Raw genomic sequence first — 19,952 nt, 5'->3', positions numbered from 1 at the left:
CGCGCCCGCTCGGCGCCCGCTCCCCGCCTAGACTCCAGAGGCGCCGCCGGGGGGCGGGGGCGGGGCGCGCCCCCCCCCCCCCCCCCGTCGAAGTCAGGAAGCAGAAGTCAGGGGGGAAGGAGTGAGCGCCTGCGCGGCTACGTCGAGAGCTGCGCGATCTGGCTGCTGACCTGGTCCGGGGTCATCGCCCCGGACCACACCCGCACCTTGGCCAGGTCACCTGGCAGGTAGTGGCCGGTGACACCGGCCGCCGAGCCGCGTCCCGCCGAGAGCGCCCCGCCGCCCTGCTGGGCCACGCCCAATCCGGGGTCGTCCTCGCCCTGCTGCACGAACTGGCCGACGTAGAGCTGCACGACGCCGAACTGTTGCTTGCCCTCGCCGTCGGTGAAGTCGCGACCGGTATCGAAGACGCCCGTGACGTCCACCCAGGTGTCCCATTCCTTCTCGCCGACCGGCTCCTGGGCCGGGGCGAGCGCGGTGTCGATGACCTTGCCGGTGGCGTCGACGGCGGTGCGGCCGAACTTCCACTGGTAGATGTCGTCCGCGACCTTCTCGACCCACAGCGACCAGGACGATTCCTTGCCCACCGGGGTGGCTTGCGCGGCCACCAGCCCTCGGTAGCCGACCGGCTTGGCCGCCAGCAGCGTCTTGTTCAGCCGCACACGCGCCGACACCGTGAAGGAGCCGGCCTCATCGACCACCGGGCCTGCTGCCGAGGCATACCCGGCGCTTCCGTCCAGCACCAACGCTGTCGCGTCCTCGCCCGTCAGGCCCGCGCCCGACCCCGACAGGGTCATCCCGCCGCGGCGGTAGGGGAAGGACGTACTGGCGGGATCGTCGGGGTCTTCCGGGCTCTCGGTGACCTGACTGCCGGACGAGATGGTGGCATCCCAGTGCGCGACCAGTTCGTTGGCGGGCTGACCCGTCGGGGACTCCAGCCGGTCCTCCAAGCGGATCTCCTCCGCTGTCAGGGGCCGCTGCCAGGTTGCGATCTCGTCCACCCGGCCCAGGAAGTACTCGCCGTAACTGCCGCCCACCTTCGAGCGTCCGACCATCAGGTTCCGGTCCGCAGTCCATGGCGTGTAGCCGGCCGCGGCATCCGACAGCACCACCGGCGCGCCCTGTGGCCGCCCGTTGACGTACAGCTGGATCGTGTCGTTGCTCTTGTCCGCATCGCCCTGGGTGTCGAAGACACCGGCAAGATGCGTCCACACCTTCAGCGGCGGGCTCGCGGCATCGGCCTGCGAACGGATGTAGACCGGGCCGTCCTTGTCCTGGTCGGTGCGGTTGAACACCCACTTCTTGTACGCCGACGAGTAATAGAGGGTGAACGCGGATCCGTGCTCCCCCGGCGCGGAGAGCACCGTGCGGTTGGCCGAGGCGTCGGTGAGGTAGGCCCAGGCGGACACGGTGAACGAGTCCTGGGAGTTGACTGACACCCCGTCGGTGGAGGCGTACCCGATCTGCTGGGCGGGGTCGCTGAGGTTGTCGTTCAGCCGCAGTGCGTAGTCGGCAGCACCGCGTCGGCCCATGGTCGACCAGCCGGTTCCCGCCTCATCGCGCAGCACGATGTCGTGGCGTGTGCCGACCTCGCCGGTGTCCTTGGCCGTCATCAGGGCAGATCCCGGAGCTCCGTCCTCGAAGCGCCATCGCCCTGTGGTCCCTGCAGCCGCACCGACCTTGAAGGCGAACTCCGCCGGCGGCCCCCACCGCACCCGGCCGTCCTTGTCCAGCTTCAGGTCGCTGGCCTCCACCGACAGGGTCTGCGTGCCCGGCAGCCCGGGCTTGACGTCCTTCACCGTCACCGGGGCATTGGTGGTGGCTGCGTTGACCGACTTCGTCGCGTCCGCGTCCGTGGTCAACAACCGCCACCGGTACGCCTTCACATCCGCGTCCGCCGCATTCGGCTTGAATGTAAAGGAGCCCGGCTCCCCCGGCCCGCCGCCGGCCGCGCAGTCGTTGGCGGTGCACTCGGTGTACGGAGCGCCGGTGACGATGGTCGGTTCCTTCGGCGCGGTCGAGTCGATGCGCAGATAGCACCAGGGGGAGTGCGGCGAGAACAGATCGCCCGACTTGCCGTTGTAGCTCCAGTGCGACTGCGTGCGCGCCCTGAACCGGTACAGGCCGCCGTCGGCGCGCTTGTCCGTGGTGGTCTTCTCCAGGGTGCCGTCCGGGTCCCAGCCCGAATCCGGTTTGTAGTCGCTCCACACCTGCGACCAGGAGCCCGATGTCGTATCGGTGCTGGAGCGCTGCATCACGAACTCGGCCTGCAGGTAGCCCTCTTCCTCGCCCAGGTGCTGCTCAACCTTCGTCTGCACCCGCGCCTGCACCGTCGGGGTCGCCGTGGTCACGGTCAGCGGTGCCGACGACGCACGGCAGTATGCCTTGGTGCCGGTCCCGGGGATGGCTCCGACCGAGGTGGGCACGCCGGGCTTGTGCACGTACCAGACCTTGAGTTCGGCGTTGGAGTCGAACCGCTTCCACGCCCGCGGCTCACTCTCGTCCTTGGCGCGCAGCATCAGCGTCAGCCGGGAGATCTTGCCGTCCGCGAGCGAGCGCACCGTGGACGTGAGGTTCTCGTCGCTCTCGTCCGGGTTGTCGTTGAACTCCACCCAAGCGTTGGGCTGATCAGGACTGCACAGATCCCCGCGGCCCGCGGAGACGTAACGGTCGCCCATCTGGTCAAGCTGCTTGGGGCCCGGCCAGCGGGTGCCCTCCGAGATGTTGTCAGTGCGCTCCAGGTCCACCCAGTACGGGTTGCAGGTGAACGACCAGGTCTCATACGCGCGGAAGGTGGCATCCAGCACCTGCTTGCCGGCCAGCTTGGAGGCCCCGAACTCGAAGTACATCCGGTCGGTGTAGCTGCCGTTCTGCGAGCAGTAGTACCCCTCGGCGATGCCGCAGCGGCCAACCCCCTTGGGTTCGCTGAACTTCCAGAACTTGTCGCCGTCCGACGAGAGTTTCGTCCACTCCGAAGCGCCCAGCCCCACCGAAGGGTCGATGAACACGGGGTAGACCGTGTCCTTGCCGCGCAGCAGGTCCAGGTCTGGTGACACCGACACGGGCCCGAGTGTGGGGGGAGGTGCTGCGCCGACGCCAGGCACTCGGGGAGCCGTGGAGCACCGTCGCCGTCGCCCTGATCATTCCCGGACTGCGCAAGGCGTTGAGCCGCCTGCCTCGGCTGGCAGAGGTCGAGGTCTGCGAGCTGGAGCAGGAGGTGCTGGCAGCGGTCAGCGCCGAGCTCACCGCTCTGTCGGTTCGGGAGCCGTTGGCGGGCCTGCGGATGGTGCGTGCTGGAGAACCGGGCCGCCCATCGTCTGATCTACGCCGCTCAGTGCGCCCGGCGGACGGGAACCGTGCCATTGGACGAGAACACCGCGCCCCAGCCACTGCCCGTTGTCGGTGACGCGGCGGTGGACACGGTGCTCCAGCGCGCCGTGGACGACGGCGTCATCACAGAGGTCGAGGCCGAACTCATCGGCCGGACACGCATGGACAGCGAGGTCATGGCGAAGGCTGCGAGCGCCGTCGGGATGAGTACGCGTACGGCGTTTCGACACCGCGCGGCGGCCGAGCGGCGCCTTGTCGCCGCGCTGAACATCACCGATGCCTGACGGAGGCGTGGCACAGTCCCTCCCCCGCATTCTCCTTAGATGGGTGAGGACACCCCAGGCGCTCTCCGCACCGTAAGAGTCCTCATGCCCCGTCTGTTCCTGGGGTTCGGGTACGGCGTCATCTGGTGCTGACACCCCGGATCTGCCCCTCCCCGCGTCCAGCGGCTCGACTTCACCCCTGAAGGAGGTGAAGCGCTGCCGGGCTGGCCCGTGCCCCAGGAACAGAGCGTTCCTCTCGCTGCTCTCGTCTCACTCCCCTTTGTGTGCCCCGCCGTTGGAGGTGTGTGTCCGTGCTCGCGTCTCCGTACCCGCCGCGGGATGGGGCCTGCCGCCCCGTTGCGCGTCGCCTGGTCCGCGTCCCGGCCCGGGTGCTCTTCGTCCTCGTCCTCGCGCTGCTCACGCTCCTGTCGGACCCGCCCAGTTCGTGGGCGGTGGCGACCATCCCGCAGGTCATCTCGAACCTGCGCAACTGGATCGTCGGCATCCTCGCCGGCCTGGCCACCCTGTTCCTCACCTTCGGCGGACTGCGCTATCTGATGGCCGGTGGCGATCCGGGCGAAGTCGAGTCCGCCAAGCGGGCCTTGAAGGCGGCAGCCATCGGCTACGGTCTGGCGATCCTTGCGCCGGTCATCGTCACCATCCTCAACGGCATCGTCGGCGCCGGGAAGGGACCATGAGCTCCCCTCTTCACCTCGTGCGCACCCTGGTGTTCCCAGCACTTCTACTGACCGTCGGCATCGTGGTCGCGGTGCCTGCCGCCTACGCCACGACGCCTCCGGCTGCAATCGCCAACGTGCCCGCCACGCCTCTGGAGCCAGAACCCCAACCAGCCCCGCAGCCCGGTCCGGTGGTGCCGCCCCCGGACTCCGGTCCCGAGACCGCCGAGCCGAAACCCCAGCCAGGGCCAACTCCCGCTCCAGGAAAGCCGAAGCCCTCACCGGACAAGCCCTCGCCGCCGGAACCCGCTCCCGGGCCAACTCCTCCCGCGACGCCGCCCGATCCGAACGCGGACGGGTTCTTCGGCAACCTCCTCGACATCCCCGGCATGGTCATCAACGCGATCACCGCGTTCCTCGGGATGCTCATCGAGCAGGCCATGAAGCCGCTGCGGGAGCTGCTCGCCGACACACTGCTGGCCACTCCGGACGTCACCAAGCACGCGGACATCAAGCGCCTGTGGGCCGATTCGATGGCCATCACCATCGGGGTCTACGTGCTGTTCGTGACCGGCGGCGGGCTGACCGTCATGGGCTACGAGACCGTACAGACCAGCTACGCGCTCAAGCAGATCGCCCCGCGCCTGCTGGTGGGGATCATCGCGGCGGCCACCTCGCTGACCGTCATGGGCAAGGCCATCTCCCTAGCCAACGCCCTCACCCACGCCATCATGGGCACCGACCTCTCCGACGCCGGACAGGGACTGGTCGAACAGGCCCTGCCCTTCGCCCTCTTCGGACCCACCGGCATCGCCATCTACCTGCTGCTGCTCGCCGTCGTCGAACTCGTCCTGGTCATCGCGATCCTGGTCGGCTTCATCGTGCGGGTCGCACTGATGGCACTGCTCGCGGTCGCCGCGCCGCTGGCGCTGTCCTGCCACGCCCACCCGCTCACCGATCCCCTCGCCCGGCTGTGGTGGCGCGGTCTTGCCGGGTGCCTGGTCATCCAGGTCACGCAGTCGATGACGTTCGTCCTCGCGCTGAAGCTGTTCTTCGCCCCCGGCGCCACCGCCCTCGGCATCCCCAAAGCAGATCAGCTGGGCACACTGCTGGCCGGACTGGCCCTGTTCTGGGTGCTGTTCAAGATTCCCGGCTGGACCTTGCAGGTCGTTCTGCGCGGCTCGCCCATCCAGCAGCCGCATGCCCCGGCACCCGTACGGATGCTGCGGCACCTGGCCATGTATCAACTGATGGGCCACTATCTGCCCGGCGGTGCCCGTCGGCCCCGGCCTGGTGGGATCCACCCCGGCGGCCGAGGGGGCGGCGGACCACTCCGTGGCGGAGGCCCTCGCCCCGGCGGTGGCGGCGCTGGTGGCCGTCCCGGCGGCGGTGGCCCCGGTGGAGCGGGCGGCGGACCGCGCAGGCCGGGTGGCGGAGCAGCCGCCCGGGGCAGGGCACCCGCACCGGGCCGAGCGCGCGCGGGCCACCCCGTACCAGCCGGACCTGCCGCACCCGGCCCAGGTCCCGCGCCGGCTGGCGGCGCCCAGCCAGGCCCGGCCGCGCCCACACCCGCACCTGCACCCGCACCCGCACCCGCACCCGCACCTGCACCCGCACCCGCACCCGCACCCGCGATGCCTGCACCGCCAGGCGGCCGCCCACCGCAACCACGCCCCCGAAACGCACCACCCGCTCGCCGCCCACAACAGGGACCGCGCGCCGTGCCCCACCCCGCCCAGGCCCGCCGCATACGCCAGTTGGCACTCCCCATCCCCGTCAACCGCGTCCCGGCGCGCCCACCCGCACCGGTCCAGGGCTGGCTCCCCATCGCCGCCCCACGCGTCCCCCGCCCAGGCCTTGCACTCCCCACCGCCGCACCGGCCTCGCCGGCCGCCCCTGCCGCACGCACCCCAGCACCCCGCGGCCGCCAACTCGTCCTGCCCATCACTGCCCCACGGGTCCGCGTACGCCCAGCCCGCCCCGTCCAACTGCGCCTGCCCCTCGAACCGCCTGCCCCACCTCGCAACCCTCGGAGGTAGAGCCTCGTGAGTGACCGCGATGATGACGAGAGCGTTCTGCCCGCCAAGATCCCTGCCGACGTCGCCAAAAGTGATCAAGTTCTAGGACCGCTCACCGCACGGCAGACCGCCATCTTCGCCACCACCGCTCTGGTCCTGTACGGCGGGTACTGGGCGAGCCGCCCCTTCATGGCGCCGCTCACGTACGTGGTGCTCGTCGCGTCGGTGGCCGTGGTCGTAGCGGTGGCCGGGAAGCGAACGGCTGGGTAGTGGTGGCTGGGGAGGTCCTCGACGATGACGCCCTGGACGACTGGCTGGAGACCGCCCTGAACGCGACCCGGATGCTCCCACCCAAGTAACGCCTCGACGGTTGCCCGAGCCAGACTGCCCTGGGTGGTCCCTCGCTCACCACCATGGGTGATAAAGGAACCCGCTGTCGGGGAGCTGTCGTTTGCGGGCGTCCCTCGCTACGTGTCCGCCAGCGGGGACTTCGGCGGTCCACCCACACACCGGGAAGGCCGCCAGCGCAGCCAGGAGGAGACGAACAAGCGATACGTCCGCGCCCCCGCACCGACGAGGCATCTGTCACGCCCGCGGCCGAAGTCACCCGAGCCGCCGCCACCTGGCTACCCGTGGGCTGTCGAACCCCGGCCGCCAGTCACCGTGACCGCACGCCGCGAACGCAACGACCGCCCCCTTGCCTTGTGGCTAGTACCGGCAGACAGGACCTGCCCGGATCTGCGACGGCGCCTGACCTGCCTGAGTACTGTCCGGCATCGCTTGGCTTATTGAGCAGGCGGTGATCGCGGGAAGGTGGCGTTCATTTCAAGTCGAACCCCACCGCTCAGGCTCAGCGGCTGGTGGTCACACTACGGGGCACCCTGTGGGGTTCGGGATGCTGTCTACTTGTCGTTTTCGCGGCAATGATCGGGGCTGAAAGCCAGGGCAACCACGGGGAACGATTGTGCGATTTCTAAGTGCTCGTGACTAGCGTGCGAGAGCCCAGTGACCGTGGGGTCACTGGGCTCTGTCGTCCTGAGGAGAAGCATGTCTTCACGTACCACAGGAACATCGCACAGACGCAGGCAGATCCGAGTGAGACGCACCGCCGTGGCGGCTTCGGTCACCATTGCGCTCATGGCGGGTGTGATACCGGCGGCCGTGGCTCAGCCCGATCCCGCGGGCCCCTCGGCCTCGGCCTGGGGCAAGGACGGAGCCAAGGCCGAGATGCCCCCGGTGAAGGTCGGCGAGACGAAAGCCCCGGGCTCGGTCCGTGAGCGTGAGCCGTCGCCAGACGTGGCGGCGTGGCGGGCGGCGCAGAAGGAGCGGGCCGGTACCGCGACCGGGAAGCGGGAGCGGGCCGCGAAGGCAGTGGCTGCGGTCGTGCCCAAGGGGCAGGGGGACGTGCCCTGGCACCAGATCTCCGATGTCCGGGTGACGGACTCACTGGTGGCCCGCGTCAACTACTCCACCGGCAACCTGATGCTGGCCGGCACCGACTTCCAGGTCGCCGGGGTCGGCCAGTCCCTGCAGCTGACCCGCACGTACAACTCCCTCGATGCGCCGTGGGGGAAGGTTTCGCAGCGCTGGTGGCAGAACTACGAGCGCTACCTGCAGATCGAGGACAGTCAGGTGGTGCTGTACGACGCCACCGGCGGCGCCGTCACCTTCACCAAGAAGACGGACGGCACCTACACCACGCCCAAGGGCTACCGCCTCGACCTGAAGAAGACTGCCGAGGGTGAGTTCACGGTGACCGAGCGCGGCTCGGGTTCCAAGGACACCTACAGCGCCTCCGGCACGCTGGTGAAGGTCTCCGACCGCAACGGCGGCCACGTCCTGGTCGAGCAGCACGACGAGGGCAGTGAGCACAAGGGCTTCAAACTCACCGAGTCCCGCTCGGGCCGCTTCGTCGACCTGGTCAAGACCGATGCATCGCAGTGGCAGGCCAAGGACAACGCGGGCCGCACCGTCGTCTACGACATGAACGCGGCTGGCGACCTGGCCAAGGTCACCGACACCGAGGGCAAGGCCACCGCCTTCGGCTATGACGCCGACCGCCGCCTGACGAAAATCACCACCCCGGAGGGGCGGGTGACGGTCTTCACCTACGACAGCGACAACCGCGTCACCTCGATGAAGCGGGCCACCCACTTCGACGGCTCCGGGGAGACCGGACCGACGTACACCTACGTGTACACCGCCGGGGAGGGGCAGGCAGGCACGACCAAGGTCACCGACCCGGCCGGGAACACCACGACCTACGCGCACGCCGCCGACGGTGAGATCACCAAGGTCACCGACGCGCTGGGCCGCAACCGTGAGAGCACCTACGACGCCAACCTCAACCTCGAGACGGCCGTGGACGCGATGGGCGTGGGCGGCACCCCGGGCAACGTCACCGCCTACGGCTGGGACACCCGGTCCAACCCCACCTCTGCCAAGCTGCCCACCGGCGCCACCTCCACGCTCACCGGCTACAAGACCATCGCCGGCGCGGACGTCCCGGGCAAGATCACGTCCGCCGATGGCTTGGCCGTCACGTACGACTACGACACCGCGGGCAACACCGCCAAGGAGACCGTCGCCGGGGCGGAGGGCGGCACCCGCACCTTCACCTACAACCCCGCCGATCCCACCTGCGGTGGCTTCAAGGGCCAGCGCTGCGAGGTGACCGACGCCAACGGCAAGACCACCAAGGTCACTTACGACGCCAAGGGCAACCTGTCCAAGGTCACCCCGCCCAACCCCATGGGTGCGACCACCTATACCTACGACAGTCTGGGCCGTACGGAGACCAGCGTGGACGGGCGCGGCATCAAGACCGTCTATGTGTACGACAGTCGCGACCGGATCAAGAAGGTCTCCAGTACGAACATGACCGTCACCTACGAGTACGACGGTGACGGAAATCTGAAGCAGCGCTCGGATGCCACCGGTGTCACCAAGTACGACTTCGACCCGCTGAGCCGCGAGACGATCCGCACGCTGCAGGACGGCTCGCAGACCGTCCTGACCTACTACGCCGAGGGCAACGTCGAGACGTACACGGACCCGTCCGGCACGGTGAAGTACACCTACAACAAGGTCAACAAGCTCGAAACCCTCACCGACGCGCAGGGCAAGAAGACCGGCTACGAGTACAACGCGAACGACTTCCGCACCAAGACCAGCTTTCCCGGCGGCACCGTGGAGACCATCACTCCGGACAAGGCCAACCGCGCGCAGCGCATCAAGGCGACCTCGCCGTCGGGCACGCTGGTCGACCTCGCCTACGACTACTCATACACGAGCGGCGGCACCACCAAGGACGGCACGCAGATCCGCACCGAGACCGATGCCGTCGCCGGGCTCAAGCGTGCCTACACCTACGACTCGGCAGGCCGTCTCACCTTCACCAATGAGACCAAGGGGTCGACGGTCAACGACAGTTGGCTGTACTGCTACGACAAGGCGGGCAACCTCACCTCGCAGGGCGTCAAGGCGGGCTGCCCCGGCGGCACCACCTACACCTACAACGACGCCTCCCAGATCACCGGCAAGAACGGTGACACCAACGGCTGGTCCTACGACAAGGCCGGCAACGAGACCGCCGCCGCCCCGACCCCGGAAACGGCTCGCACCGGCGGCCAGTGGAACGACTTCTCCCAGCTCACCTCGCTCACCCAGGGCGGGCAGGAGGTCAAGGGGCGCTACGCCTCCACCGATCAGTCCGAGCGCATGCAGTTCGGTGACACCGCCTTCCACAACGGCCCTGTCGGCCTGTCCTCGAAGACCACGGCCGGGGTGGACATGAACTTCACCCGTGAGCCGAGCGGAAACCTCAACTCCTTCCGCACAGAAGGCCCGTTGAGGTCACAGAGCACCTTCTACTACCTCACTGACGCCATCGGCTCCACCAGAGCCGTCGTCGACGACCAGGGTGCGAAGGTCAACACGTACGACTACAGCCCGCGCGGCGTCACCCGCAACATCAGCGAGAAAGTCCCCCAGCCCTACCGGTTCGCCGGCGGCTACCAGGACCCGACCGGGCTCTACCACAACGAGGCCCGGTACATGGACCCGCGCACCGGCCGCTTCACCCAGCCCGACCCCTCGGGCCTGGAAGCCAACCCCTACCTGTACGCCTCCGGTGACCCCACCAACATCATCGACCCCAACGGACTCTGGGGCATACCCGGGTGGGGGAAGGTGAAGAAGGTCTGGAAGAAGCACAGCGGCGCCATCCTCGGAATCGGGGTCGCCGCTGGGTGCAGCTTCGTCACCGGCATGACCGCGACGGCCGGTTGCATCATCGTTGGAGCGGGTGCGGCCGGTGCGCTGTCCAACCGCGTCTCCGGGGAGGACCGGAGCCTCGGCGGGTACTGGTCGGCGACCTGGCAGCCCATGGCGTGGGGGGTTGCTGGTAGCTTCGCGGGGAAGCTCGGCCCTGCGGTCAACCGGTGGAGAGCCGACCGGAACCTTCCCAACTGAGGTGGAGCGATCTGATGGGATCTCCGGACCCGAGGGGGCGGATGGCTCGCATTGCTGATGCCTACTGGCGCTTCGAGAAACTCTTCGGCGGACCGCCTGCCAGAAGGCACAGATTCGTTGCGAGGCATCCCCTGCTCATCGGTACATGCATAGGGGTGGTCACGTTTGCGAGCTGGCTTCTCGCATCCCTGAACGCGGGGGACGGAGTCACCCGCAGCATTCTGATCTCCCTCCTATTGGGACTCCCCGTGGGCGCGAGCTTTATCGGCATCTGCCTCCTGGAAAGAAAGCGCCAGCAGAAGCTGTTCGGAGATCCCTGACCTAGATCTCGAATGAGGGTCTGCCGACAGCGTCGGCAGACCCTCATTCATTCTCTGGCGGGTGGTAGGCAGATCAGTAGCCCCACCTGCGCTGTGTCCAGATGAAGTCGCATGTCGCTGAGCCTTTTCCAACCCTGCATTGAGGTTGCGAGGTGGGGCGTCTGGACGAGAATCCCTTGCGGCAAAGGGCGGTGATCGCCCTACGATTGCTCCCCCATGACTATCGAGATGCCCTACCAGTCACTCCCGATCGACCAGTCGGACGTGCGCTACGCCCACGGACCCGATTAGAACATCTGGCCGCTGGCTGACGTCCATCTCTGTGTAGTTCCTGGATCGCCGCCTCGCTCCGGGCCGATCGACCCCAAGGACATCACCCAGAGGGCCGTCCTGCTCAGGGCTGGGCATCCTCGCTGTCGCCCCGCCAAGACCCCACGATTTCACCCCTTCCAGTGCGCTCAGGTGGCGACAAGTGGCCTAGGGCATCCTTGACCGGCCGACGTGTCACTGATGCGCTTGGAACGTCGCGGTGTCGATCTCGGGGGTCCTTCTTGTCCGGGCTGGTTTCGCTTGTGCCCTTGTCGTCCAACGGCAGCTATGCGGTGAGCTCATGAGAATGAGACGCGGTATGGCAATCGCCGTCGTTGCCGGCGGCGGTGCGGCAACGACCATGCTCGTCGGGCTTGTCACGAATGCCGTGTCCGAGACGTCGAACTGGCCTGCCTGGCTCGGCTGGATGCAGCGGCACGCCTGGTTGTCGTTTGCCCTGCTGGGGGTGACGTTGGTCGGCTTGACCGCAGTGCTTGCCGCCCTCTCCGAAGCCCTTCGAAGAGCGCCAGACACAGGTCGAGGAGGCGCTGTTCGGTTCGCCGCCGCTGGCCTCCGCCCTTCTGGTCGAGGATGAGGAGGGCGACGTCGTGGGCCTCGCCGCGTACTCGTTCCTGTGGCCGTCGGCGGGGTCGACCCACTCCCTGTTCCTCAAGGAGCTGTACGTACGTGACACGCTCCGTCGGCAAGGCATCGGCGTACGCCTCATGGATGAGCTGCGGCACGTCGCTTCCGCGCGTCCCGGGTGCAGCCGGGTCGAGTGGATGACGGACCGGGACAACCCGGATGCGCGCGCCTTCTATGGCGCCCTCGGGTTCGCCGAGTTCGACGGGAAAGTCGTGTATCGCGTGAAGACCGGTGCCGAGTGACCTGTTAACGCCCGAGCATTTCGTAAGTCGGTTTGCACACGGGTGAGTTGAGGTTGGTGGACATGGTGGACGCACAATGCGAGGGGTGCGGCGAAAAGGTCATACCGGAGCTGGAGTGTGATGAGTGCCCGCCCGGCAGGCCAGCTGCGGATGCGCGTCGGCGCAGCCTCTCTGGTGGACGAGAACGGCGTCCTCAGGATGTCGACGTCATCTGGATCTCCCCGACGGGGTACGCGCATGCCACCGAATCGTGCGGTCACCTGGAGAAGCAGTTCCTGAAGGCCCCGCGGTGGGGCGCGATCCCGAACCCTCCGCCTGGTTTGTGGGACCGCCTGAGCAGCAACAATCCGGCCAAGGCCATAGAAGGCAACACCGAGAGGGTGGCCGTCAAGCGGTGCTCTGCCTGCGAGGCATTGCTGACCTGACGCGCTACGTCACGCCCACCATCGTCAGGACGAGGCGGTTGCGTCGAGCGCATACTGTCGCGCCCTCCTGATCCCCGTCGTGCCCATCGCGGCCGAAAACTCAGTGCTGATCGCCGCCCACCGCACTTCCCCTGCTCGGCCTGGTGTCCGCCGTCCCCGACTTCGGCATGGGCCTGCGCTGGGGCCCACCCACGCCGATCACGGAGAGCAGCACCACGGACCGCACAGTGAATGCCATCACCGTCTACAACAACGAGCAGCGTGGCCACGCCGTCGAGGCCGACCGCGCCTACCGGGCAAGGTCACGAAGGGGTACTGGCTCACGGTGGGCGATCACGTGCCGACCGAGCCTGGGTGGCCGGTCTCAAACTGGCGTCGCAGTTCGTCGGCGTACTAGCAGACGGGGCGGCCGGCAGCCTCGGCCCTAATGGGGCTGTTCGGCCGGCTGTCGTCGCCGGAACGGGGAGATCGAACTCGGCCCAGACCTTCTTGCCTCGCTCGGTAGGCTCCCAGCCATTCCGGGAGGCGAAAAAATCCACCAGGGCGAGGCCACGCCCACTCTCATCGTCGGCCGTCGCATTCTGACGCCGGGGCGGTCCGCAGTTCCCATCGTGGACGACGAGCAGCAGTCGACCCTCACCCGGGTGGTAGTAGAGGCCAACCAGGACAAGACCTTCGCTGTGCACTACCGCGTTGGTGATCAGCTCCGAGGCGACCAGCTCGACCGCGTCCCGCATATCTCCGTCCAACGGCCCACCCCAACCAGTGATCTGCTTCAGGATGCGGTCACGGGCGTAGGCAACAGCGGAAGGGTCTCCAGCGACAGCGATACGGGCTCGTCGGGTGGTCATGAGGACTACTCCTCGGGCTGTGGATGGAGTGGTCCGTCTCCCACAAGGGGTGCGAAGAGGAGAACGGCCACCGTTCACGCCGTACAGAGTGAATACGCGCGGATTACGCGGCTCCGAACGGCGGAACTCAGTAAATTCCCTTACCCACGGCCCATGTGACTCCGCCAGGTGACCCCAAGTCGGAGTCACCTCTGGAACGTTGGACATAGTCTCGAACCACGCCATACGGGGAGAGGTTCATGGACCGTACACAGCGCGAGCAGCGCGAGGTCGTCGCCGGACTGCTCAGCGACGAGCGGCTCCTCTCTGCCTGCACACAGCGCGACATGGGAGCGCTGTTCCGGTTGCTCAACCACCGGGGGATCAGCACCCGGCGCATCGCGTCCGCTGTCGACATCACCCAGGGACGGCTCTACGACTATATGAACGGCAAGAGCCGCGTGGAGAAGCTCGCAATCTTCGAGCAGATCGCGGATGCCTTCCACATCCCCGGCCAGCTCCTCGGGCTCGCCCCACGCCACTGGGAGCCCACCCCAAACCAGACAGCGCCTAGCGGATGGGAACTACCTCCGGAAGATGGCGACTTGACGGCGATGGACGCCTTCCGGAGCGCCGACCGACAGACTGGCGGTGGGCGCCTGTACGGCGCGGTCATCCGCCACCTCAGCTACAACATCGCCCAGCGCCTCGTCGACGCCGACAGCAACCCCCAGGTCTTCGCCGCAGCAGCCGCACTGACCGAGATGGCCGGCTGGATGGCCCACGACTCCGGCCGCGACGGCCTCGCCGCCCGCCACTTCACCCGCGCCCTCCCTCTGGCCCACACCTCCGGCGACATTCCCCTGGCCGCCAACATTGCCGCCAGCAACAGCCACCTCGCCCTCCAGACCGGCGACACCGTGGCGGCCGCCCACTGGGCCCGCACCGGTCTCGACCTCGCCGGCCACCGCCCATGCAACCCCACGCTCACGGCCCGACTGCACGCCATGTCGGCCAGGGCATTGGCCGCCCGCATCCGAACCGACCCGCGCAGCCCACGCCCTCGACCAAGCCCACCAGATCCTCGAAGCCCCCGCTGGGGCCGAGCACCCGTGGCTCAGCCCGTTCGACAACGCGGCCCTGGCCAGCGAATCAGCACTCATCCTCCGTGACATGGAGCAATACGACCAGGCACTGATCCATGCCGAGCGTGCCATCGCCCTGCGAGAGTCCGGCCGCGCCCGTTCCCTGGCCCTGAGCCGCATCACGCTGGTACGCATCCACCTCCACCGCGACGAGATGGACGCCGCCGTCGATACGGCCCGCGAACTGCTCACCGCAGATCCCACCCTCGGATCGGTTCGCCTCGTCCGCCAACTCGAGGGCCTGCGCAAACTACTGATCCCGCACCGTGGATATCCCCCAGTACGAGACCTCCTGGAGCGATTCGGCGAGGCGAGACGGGCCAGAATGCTGTTGCTCGCCGACATCATCCCGCCGCCCAGCAAAGGCACTGCTCCATGAGGCCCACCCCCGCAGACCCCGCCGCCTGGAACGCCTACCTCGCCGAAGGGAACGCCACCCAGGCACGCAAGCGAGTAGCCGCCGACGTCCTGCTGCGCGACGAGGAGGGCCGGATTCTCCTGGTCAACCCCACCTGCAAACCGGGCTGGGACCTGCCCGGCGGCATGGCTGAAGCCAACGAATCCCCTGACGACGCAGCACGACGCGAGCTCAAGGAAGAACTGGGCCTCGGCATCCGGCCGCTGCGCCTGCTCGTCATCGACTGGGTGGCTCCGCACGGACCGTGGGACGACCAGATCGCCCTCATCTTCGACGGCGGAACCCTCGATGCCGACCAGATCGCCATTCTGCGGCCGCACGATCAAGAGCTGTCCGAGCTGCGATTCACCCCGGCTGCAGAGGCTATGGCGGCACTGCGGGACCGCCTACGGCACAGGCTCGAAGCCGCGCTGGAAGCACTCTCAGACGGAGCACCCCGATACCTGCACGACGGTGCCGCCATCGCCTAGCACCCGCCTCTGGAGTACCGCCTATCCCGTGCAGGGAAGTTACTCCCAGTCCGCCGCCTCACCCCATCCCACGACAAACCGTCGAGCCGCCATGCACCACCTGATCCTCAAAGTGGCGGTCGGCGGACCCTTCTGAGATGGCCTCGGCCCCCGTACACAGATTCGGCCATGGCAACCCGGGCCTGCGCCCCTCATCGACACCGCCCGCCGATGGCACCTCCCATGACAGCGACTCGTCGGCCTGGCACATACACGGCGGCACATCACTCCTACCAGCGCAACTGCGGCCATCGACCGTCACGTTCCCCATAGCGGCAGGTCCCCTGCGTGACGCCCGCCATGGCTCAGATCACGCCATCCCATCCCCAACTACGTTGCGCCTGCAACGCCTCATGGGACAGAATGTTCGATACGCTACGTGGCGTGAGTGACGCATGCGCATCCTGTGACCGGTGAACGGTTGGAGCGCGCAACATAGTTGGCGACTTACGGGGTGGGTTCGTGAAGTTCGACATGGGAGACACGACTCTCGCGGTGCTGGGGAAGAACACCGTGGGGTCCAGCGACGATCTCGGGACGCTGATCAGCCTGCTGGTCCAGGCGGCGGAGCCGCTGGAGGGCAAGTTCAACGGGGCGGGCAAGGCGACCTTCGACTCGTTCAAGCTGCGCGCGGACGAGATCACTTCGGATCTGAACGGGGCGCTGTCCTCGATCCTGGGCGGCCAGGCGGGCATGGACACCGCGTTCGGCTCGGGTGATCAGGAGCAGTCGGACAACGCCCACCAGAACATGGGCGCGGCGAACTTCGACGGCGCACGCTTCTCCGGCTGACCCGCCCGCACCGCACACCTAACTTTCGTACGCAGGGGGAACTTCGGCATGGCTGGAAACCAGGACCGCCGCTCCTACGACACCGGCGCCTCGTCCGACGTGCAGGGCGGCCTGCAGATCATCATCGGCCAGCTGGAGCGGGTGCTCGGCGACCGCGACCGCGCGGTGAAGGCCGCCATGGCCGACTACCAGGCCGACGGCGTGTCAGACGACTACCACGGCAAGGAAGTCCGCTGGAACAAGGCGGCCAACGAGGTACGGGAGATCATCCGCCTCGTGCGCACCACGCTGGAGCAGAACGACGGCACCGCCCAGTCGACGCTGGCGCGGGCTCGGGCCGCGGTCGACAACATCGGCTGACCCAGGTGCAGTTGTCGACTCGATCAGCGTGATCACAGGGGGTATGCATGCCGAAGTGGGACATTGATCCGGCCGGGGTGGGAGTCCTGGCCGGGCTCATGGGCGACGTGCTGGATGCCCTGAACGAGGTGGTTCAGACGTACGGCGAGGAACTGGAAGGCGCGGCTAAGACGGCCGGCACGGTCGCTCCGGGCGGAGCGAGTGGTGGTGGACAGGGCCAGCCGGCCGGGCTGGTGGCCGCCGCACTGGCCGAGTTCGCCACCGGTACGGCGGCCGAGCTGCAGTTCATCGGCGCACGGGCCGGCAAGTCGGTCAATGGCGCACTGACCGCCACGGCCGCCTACCAGACGGGGGACATAGAGATGGCGGCCCGGACCCAGCAGCAGGCAGCCGGCGTGATCGACAAGGATCTGGACATGCCGGGCGGCTGGAAGCGCGGCCAGCTGTGATCGATCCGGCAAAAGTGCCCCAGTTCACGGGCGATCTGGACCAGTTGAGCCACCACATCGGGGGTCTGCGACGCGCGGCAGAGGGCATCCGGCTGGGCGGCAGCACCGCTCACAGCCAGTTTCAGACGCTGTCGGCGGTCTACTCGGCCCCAGAGGCGGAGGACTTGTTCGCCTCGACCGCGCCGGTGCGCGACGGTGCGGACAGCTACGCCAACAAGGTCGTCACGGTCGCGGAGGCGCTGGCTGAGTACGCCTCGACCGTCAAACCGATCGCCGAACGGCTCAAGGCCCTGCAAGCGCAGGCCGTCGACTTCCTGAACGACGTGCGGGGCGACGACGGCAAGATCGACGACGACTGGCGCAAGGACGAAGGCAAGCACAGCGAGTACACGACCCTCTATAACGACATCATCGAGGCGGAGGCCGCGTTCCAGGCAGCCGAGGTCGCCGCCAACAACAAGATCACCGCGCTGGTCGACGGCACCCAGTACGTCATGGAGACCGGCGGCAACATGCTGCGGCCCATCGGCGCGAAGACCTACGGCTACACCGCCGACGTCCTCAAGCAGATGGAAAAGCTGCCCTGGGGTACACCGGAGACGAGGAAACGCGAAGGCCTGGAATGGGTCTCGTATCAAGTCACCAGCTTCACCGAGGGCTTCCTCGTCGACGGAGGATGGGAAACAGTCAAGGGCCTGGCTACGCTGGCCGGATTCAACGGGAGCGACGCCCAGAATCAGGCCTGGAAGGGCCTTGGCTTGCTGGCCACCGGCGTGGCCTTCAGCACCATGCCCGGCGTCAGCACCAAGTACTGGCAGACCCCCGCAAACAAACTCCCCCCGCTGATGCGTGATTCCCGCCGCGCGGTGACAGAGACCGGCAAGGCACTCGTCGCCTACGACATGTGGAGCAAGAACCCGGCCCGCGCCGGAGGCACCGTCTCCTTCAACGTCATCACGACAGTCTTCACCGGTGGAGCCGGCGCCGCGGCCAAGGGCGGCACGGCGGCACGAGCCGCCGCCATCGCGGGCAAGGCCGCCCGGCTGATCGATCCAGTCACCTATGTCATCAAGGGCACGAAGTTCAGCGCGGTCACCATCCGGGACACGTTCGCGCACCTCAAGAACAGCCGTGGCGCCGTGAACCTGGAAATGCCCGCCGGTACCTACCGGATACCCGACCAGACCACAGCCCTCCCCGCACGCCCGGCCACGCTGCCTGAGCGGTTCCAGCCGCTCGTCGCCCCCTCGGGCAAGGTCGTCTATCTGGACACCAAAACGTTCGCGCTAGTGGACGAGCACCAGAACGTCATCCAGCGCCCCGAAGACATACCGAAGGAGGCCGCAGCCCCCGGACGGCTCGGTGAGGGGGCGGAGGCGCTGCCGCGACGGGGGCCTGTCCTGGTCGGCGTGCACGCTGGTGACGACGCGACAGCAGCCCTCGGCCGGGACGGGGACGTTCCGCCCCGTAGCTCGCCTCTTCAAGGGCCAGAGGCTGCTGCCCATACCGGAGACGGTGTGGGCGGGTCTGCCGGGCGATCCGGGGACGACACCGCAAGCCCAGGCAGCGGCGATCCCATGCCAGGCGACCGCGTTGACCACGACTCCACGCCCGCCGGGGATCAGGCCACCACCGGGCATGGAGGTGCAGGGGCCGGAAGCGAAGGCAGCGGCGCCCCGCGGACTGGCGGCTCCCATGTGCCCGGTGCTGTCACGGTCACGGAGCCTCCTCGTGGCAACCTTCCGGATGGCTCGTGGGAGGGGGAGAACGGTCTGCGCCTCTCCCCCGGTGACAATGCCACGGCCGATGATTTTATGCGGCAGTCCGCGGAGGCCGAGCCTCGGATTACGGATACGCTTCAGCAGATCACGCACAACGTCGATGACGGACGCTTGATCGGTCTCGATTACCGCCTCAAGGGCGAGGATTCCCTGAAGCGAAAGCTCGCAACCCAGCTGATCAACCAACCCGAGCGCTCAGCACAATCTGCTCTCGGGAAGGTCAAAGACTCCATCCGGTACACCGTCGAGTTCCCCTCGCCCCACTACGCGCCTGGGGTGCAGCAAGCAGTCGACACTCTTCGCGCTCAGGGGTTCGAGAGCGTGACGTTCAAGAACACCTGGGATTCTCCCGGCTACAAGGGCATCAACTCGACGTGGCTCGATCCTGCGACCGGCCGGATCTTCGAGGTGCAGTTCCACACCCCTGAGAGCTTCGTCGCCAAGATGGACACGCACGTCCTGTACGAGAAGGGGCGGCTGCCTGGCGTCACCCGCGAGGAACTGGACGCCATTAACGCTCAGCAGAATGAGATGTTCGACCAGGTTCCCGTACCACGTGAGACCGGCACGATCGACCTCACGCACGATGTGCGCCCCGGGCCCTCCGCCACCGCTGGCGCCAGTACCACGGGCAGCCACCACGGCGTTGGTGAGGTTCGGAGTAACGCACCGCCGGGGGCGGGTGGAGCAGTACCTGACGAACAGGCTCCGCATCACGATGCTGGGCAGTCGCACACGGCTGACTCCACGGACAGCCACGTGAACCACGATTCAGACGTTGCTCATAGCGGCACCGACGCCTCCGATGGCATGGGCACACGACGTGACTACGAAGCACGTGTCTCACCCGAGTCGACGATTGCCGTGCCTCCCAAAGAGGCAAGTGATCTCGTCCTGGAGACTGGGGATCATGTCTACTTCGGCGACGGCGCGACGGCCATCGGGTATGACCAGAACACCGTGGGC

At 67.7% G+C, this 19,952-nt stretch carries 16 protein-coding genes and 1 pseudogene; 14 read left to right on the top strand and 3 right to left on the bottom strand.

What is annotated here, in order from left to right; all coding sequences use genetic code 11:
- Positions 1-137: 137 nt before the first annotated feature.
- A pseudogene (locus ACFWY6_RS30365) lies at positions 138-3,062 on the bottom strand (LamG-like jellyroll fold domain-containing protein); the annotation flags it as partial.
- A gap of 228 nt (positions 3,063-3,290) precedes the next feature.
- On the opposite strand from ACFWY6_RS30365, the gene ACFWY6_RS30360 reads away from it, so the two are divergent.
- From ACFWY6_RS30360 to ACFWY6_RS30335, 6 genes are all read left to right on the top strand, one after another.
- Positions 3,291-3,614, top strand: coding sequence for a hypothetical protein (locus tag ACFWY6_RS30360; protein ID WP_384696977.1), 324 nt, complete (start codon positions 3,291-3,293; stop codon positions 3,612-3,614).
- Positions 3,615-3,961: 347 nt separating this feature from the next.
- Complete coding sequence (locus tag ACFWY6_RS30355) at positions 3,962-4,291, top strand: pilin (RefSeq protein WP_384696983.1); 330 nt, start codon at positions 3,962-3,964, stop codon at positions 4,289-4,291.
- Positions 4,288-6,309, top strand: coding sequence for a hypothetical protein (locus tag ACFWY6_RS30350; RefSeq protein ID WP_384696975.1), 2,022 nt, complete (start codon positions 4,288-4,290; stop codon positions 6,307-6,309). The genes ACFWY6_RS30355 and ACFWY6_RS30350 overlap by 4 nt, the downstream gene beginning before the upstream one ends.
- A gap of 6 nt (positions 6,310-6,315) precedes the next feature.
- Positions 6,316-6,558 (top strand): PrgI family protein, encoded by a 243-nt coding sequence (locus ACFWY6_RS30345; RefSeq protein ID WP_384696972.1) that lies wholly within the window; start codon positions 6,316-6,318, stop codon positions 6,556-6,558.
- Between the two features lie 867 nt (positions 6,559-7,425).
- The gene (locus ACFWY6_RS30340) at positions 7,426-10,761 is read left to right on the top strand and encodes an RHS repeat-associated core domain-containing protein (RefSeq protein ID WP_384696969.1); all 3,336 of its coding nucleotides are present in this window, start codon (positions 7,426-7,428) and stop codon (positions 10,759-10,761) included.
- A 1,123-nt stretch (positions 10,762-11,884) separates the two neighbouring features.
- Positions 11,885-12,277, top strand: a complete 393-nt coding sequence (locus ACFWY6_RS30335) for a GNAT family N-acetyltransferase (RefSeq protein ID WP_384696967.1) — start codon at positions 11,885-11,887, stop codon at positions 12,275-12,277.
- A gap of 525 nt (positions 12,278-12,802) precedes the next feature.
- On the opposite strand, the gene ACFWY6_RS30330 is transcribed toward ACFWY6_RS30335, so the two are convergent.
- Together ACFWY6_RS30330 and ACFWY6_RS30325 are read right to left on the bottom strand one after the other, a co-directional pair.
- Positions 12,803-12,940, bottom strand: coding sequence for a hypothetical protein (locus ACFWY6_RS30330; RefSeq protein ID WP_384696964.1), 138 nt, complete (start codon positions 12,938-12,940; stop codon positions 12,803-12,805).
- A gap of 82 nt (positions 12,941-13,022) precedes the next feature.
- Positions 13,023-13,403 (bottom strand): ATP-binding protein, encoded by a 381-nt coding sequence (locus ACFWY6_RS30325; RefSeq protein WP_384696980.1) that lies wholly within the window; start codon positions 13,401-13,403, stop codon positions 13,023-13,025.
- Here ACFWY6_RS30325 and ACFWY6_RS30320 point away from each other — a divergent pair.
- From ACFWY6_RS30320 to ACFWY6_RS30285, 8 genes are all read left to right on the top strand, one after another.
- Complete coding sequence (locus ACFWY6_RS30320; RefSeq protein ID WP_384696986.1) at positions 13,314-13,712, top strand: hypothetical protein; 399 nt, start codon at positions 13,314-13,316, stop codon at positions 13,710-13,712. The genes ACFWY6_RS30325 and ACFWY6_RS30320 overlap by 90 nt on opposite strands.
- 80 nt (positions 13,713-13,792) lie before the next feature.
- Positions 13,793-14,704 carry a helix-turn-helix domain-containing protein gene (locus ACFWY6_RS30315; RefSeq protein ID WP_384696962.1) on the top strand — a complete coding sequence of 304 codons (912 nt, stop codon included), beginning with the start codon at positions 13,793-13,795 and terminating at the stop codon, positions 14,702-14,704.
- A 1-nt stretch (position 14,705) separates the two neighbouring features.
- On the top strand, positions 14,706-15,056 hold the full coding sequence (locus ACFWY6_RS30310) for a hypothetical protein (protein ID WP_384696959.1): 351 nt from the start codon (positions 14,706-14,708) through the stop codon (positions 15,054-15,056).
- Positions 15,053-15,565 (top strand): NUDIX domain-containing protein, encoded by a 513-nt coding sequence (locus ACFWY6_RS30305; protein ID WP_384696957.1) that lies wholly within the window; start codon positions 15,053-15,055, stop codon positions 15,563-15,565. The genes ACFWY6_RS30310 and ACFWY6_RS30305 overlap by 4 nt, the downstream gene beginning before the upstream one ends.
- A gap of 501 nt (positions 15,566-16,066) precedes the next feature.
- Positions 16,067-16,396 carry a hypothetical protein gene (locus ACFWY6_RS30300; protein WP_135335256.1) on the top strand — a complete coding sequence of 110 codons (330 nt, stop codon included), beginning with the start codon at positions 16,067-16,069 and terminating at the stop codon, positions 16,394-16,396.
- Positions 16,397-16,444: 48 nt separating this feature from the next.
- On the top strand, positions 16,445-16,756 hold the full coding sequence (locus ACFWY6_RS30295) for a pore-forming ESAT-6 family protein (RefSeq protein ID WP_351161619.1): 312 nt from the start codon (positions 16,445-16,447) through the stop codon (positions 16,754-16,756).
- Between the two features lie 47 nt (positions 16,757-16,803).
- Positions 16,804-17,205 (top strand): DUF6507 family protein, encoded by a 402-nt coding sequence (locus ACFWY6_RS30290; protein WP_384696954.1) that lies wholly within the window; start codon positions 16,804-16,806, stop codon positions 17,203-17,205.
- Positions 17,202-19,952 (top strand): hypothetical protein (locus ACFWY6_RS30285; protein WP_384696953.1); only part of this gene is annotated, 2,751 nt, incomplete at its 3' end. The genes ACFWY6_RS30290 and ACFWY6_RS30285, both read left to right, overlap by 4 nt.

The organism is Streptomyces sp. NPDC059037 (assembly GCF_042740015.1).
GTDB lineage: Bacteria > Actinomycetota > Actinomycetes > Streptomycetales > Streptomycetaceae > Streptomyces.
The sequence above is the reverse complement of the archived record's forward strand: the minus strand, read 5'-3'. Positions and strand labels throughout refer to the sequence as shown.

Excerpts from the sequence above, each read along its gene's own strand:
- ACFWY6_RS30350 (WP_384696975.1), top strand. The coding sequence starts at position 4,288 with ATGAGCTCCCCTCTTCACCTCGTGCGCACCCTGGTGTTCCCAGCACTT.
- ACFWY6_RS30340 (WP_384696969.1), top strand. The coding sequence starts at position 7,426 with ATGGCGGGTGTGATACCGGCGGCCGTGGCTCAGCCCGATCCCGCGGGC.
- ACFWY6_RS30330 (WP_384696964.1), bottom strand. The coding sequence starts at position 12,940 with ATGGCATTCACTGTGCGGTCCGTGGTGCTGCTCTCCGTGATCGGCGTG.
- ACFWY6_RS30315 (WP_384696962.1), top strand. The coding sequence starts at position 13,793 with ATGGACCGTACACAGCGCGAGCAGCGCGAGGTCGTCGCCGGACTGCTC.
- ACFWY6_RS30310 (WP_384696959.1), top strand. The coding sequence starts at position 14,706 with ATGGAGCAATACGACCAGGCACTGATCCATGCCGAGCGTGCCATCGCC.
- ACFWY6_RS30305 (WP_384696957.1), top strand. The coding sequence starts at position 15,053 with ATGAGGCCCACCCCCGCAGACCCCGCCGCCTGGAACGCCTACCTCGCC.
- ACFWY6_RS30295 (WP_351161619.1), top strand. The coding sequence starts at position 16,445 with ATGGCTGGAAACCAGGACCGCCGCTCCTACGACACCGGCGCCTCGTCC.
- ACFWY6_RS30290 (WP_384696954.1), top strand. The coding sequence starts at position 16,804 with ATGCCGAAGTGGGACATTGATCCGGCCGGGGTGGGAGTCCTGGCCGGG.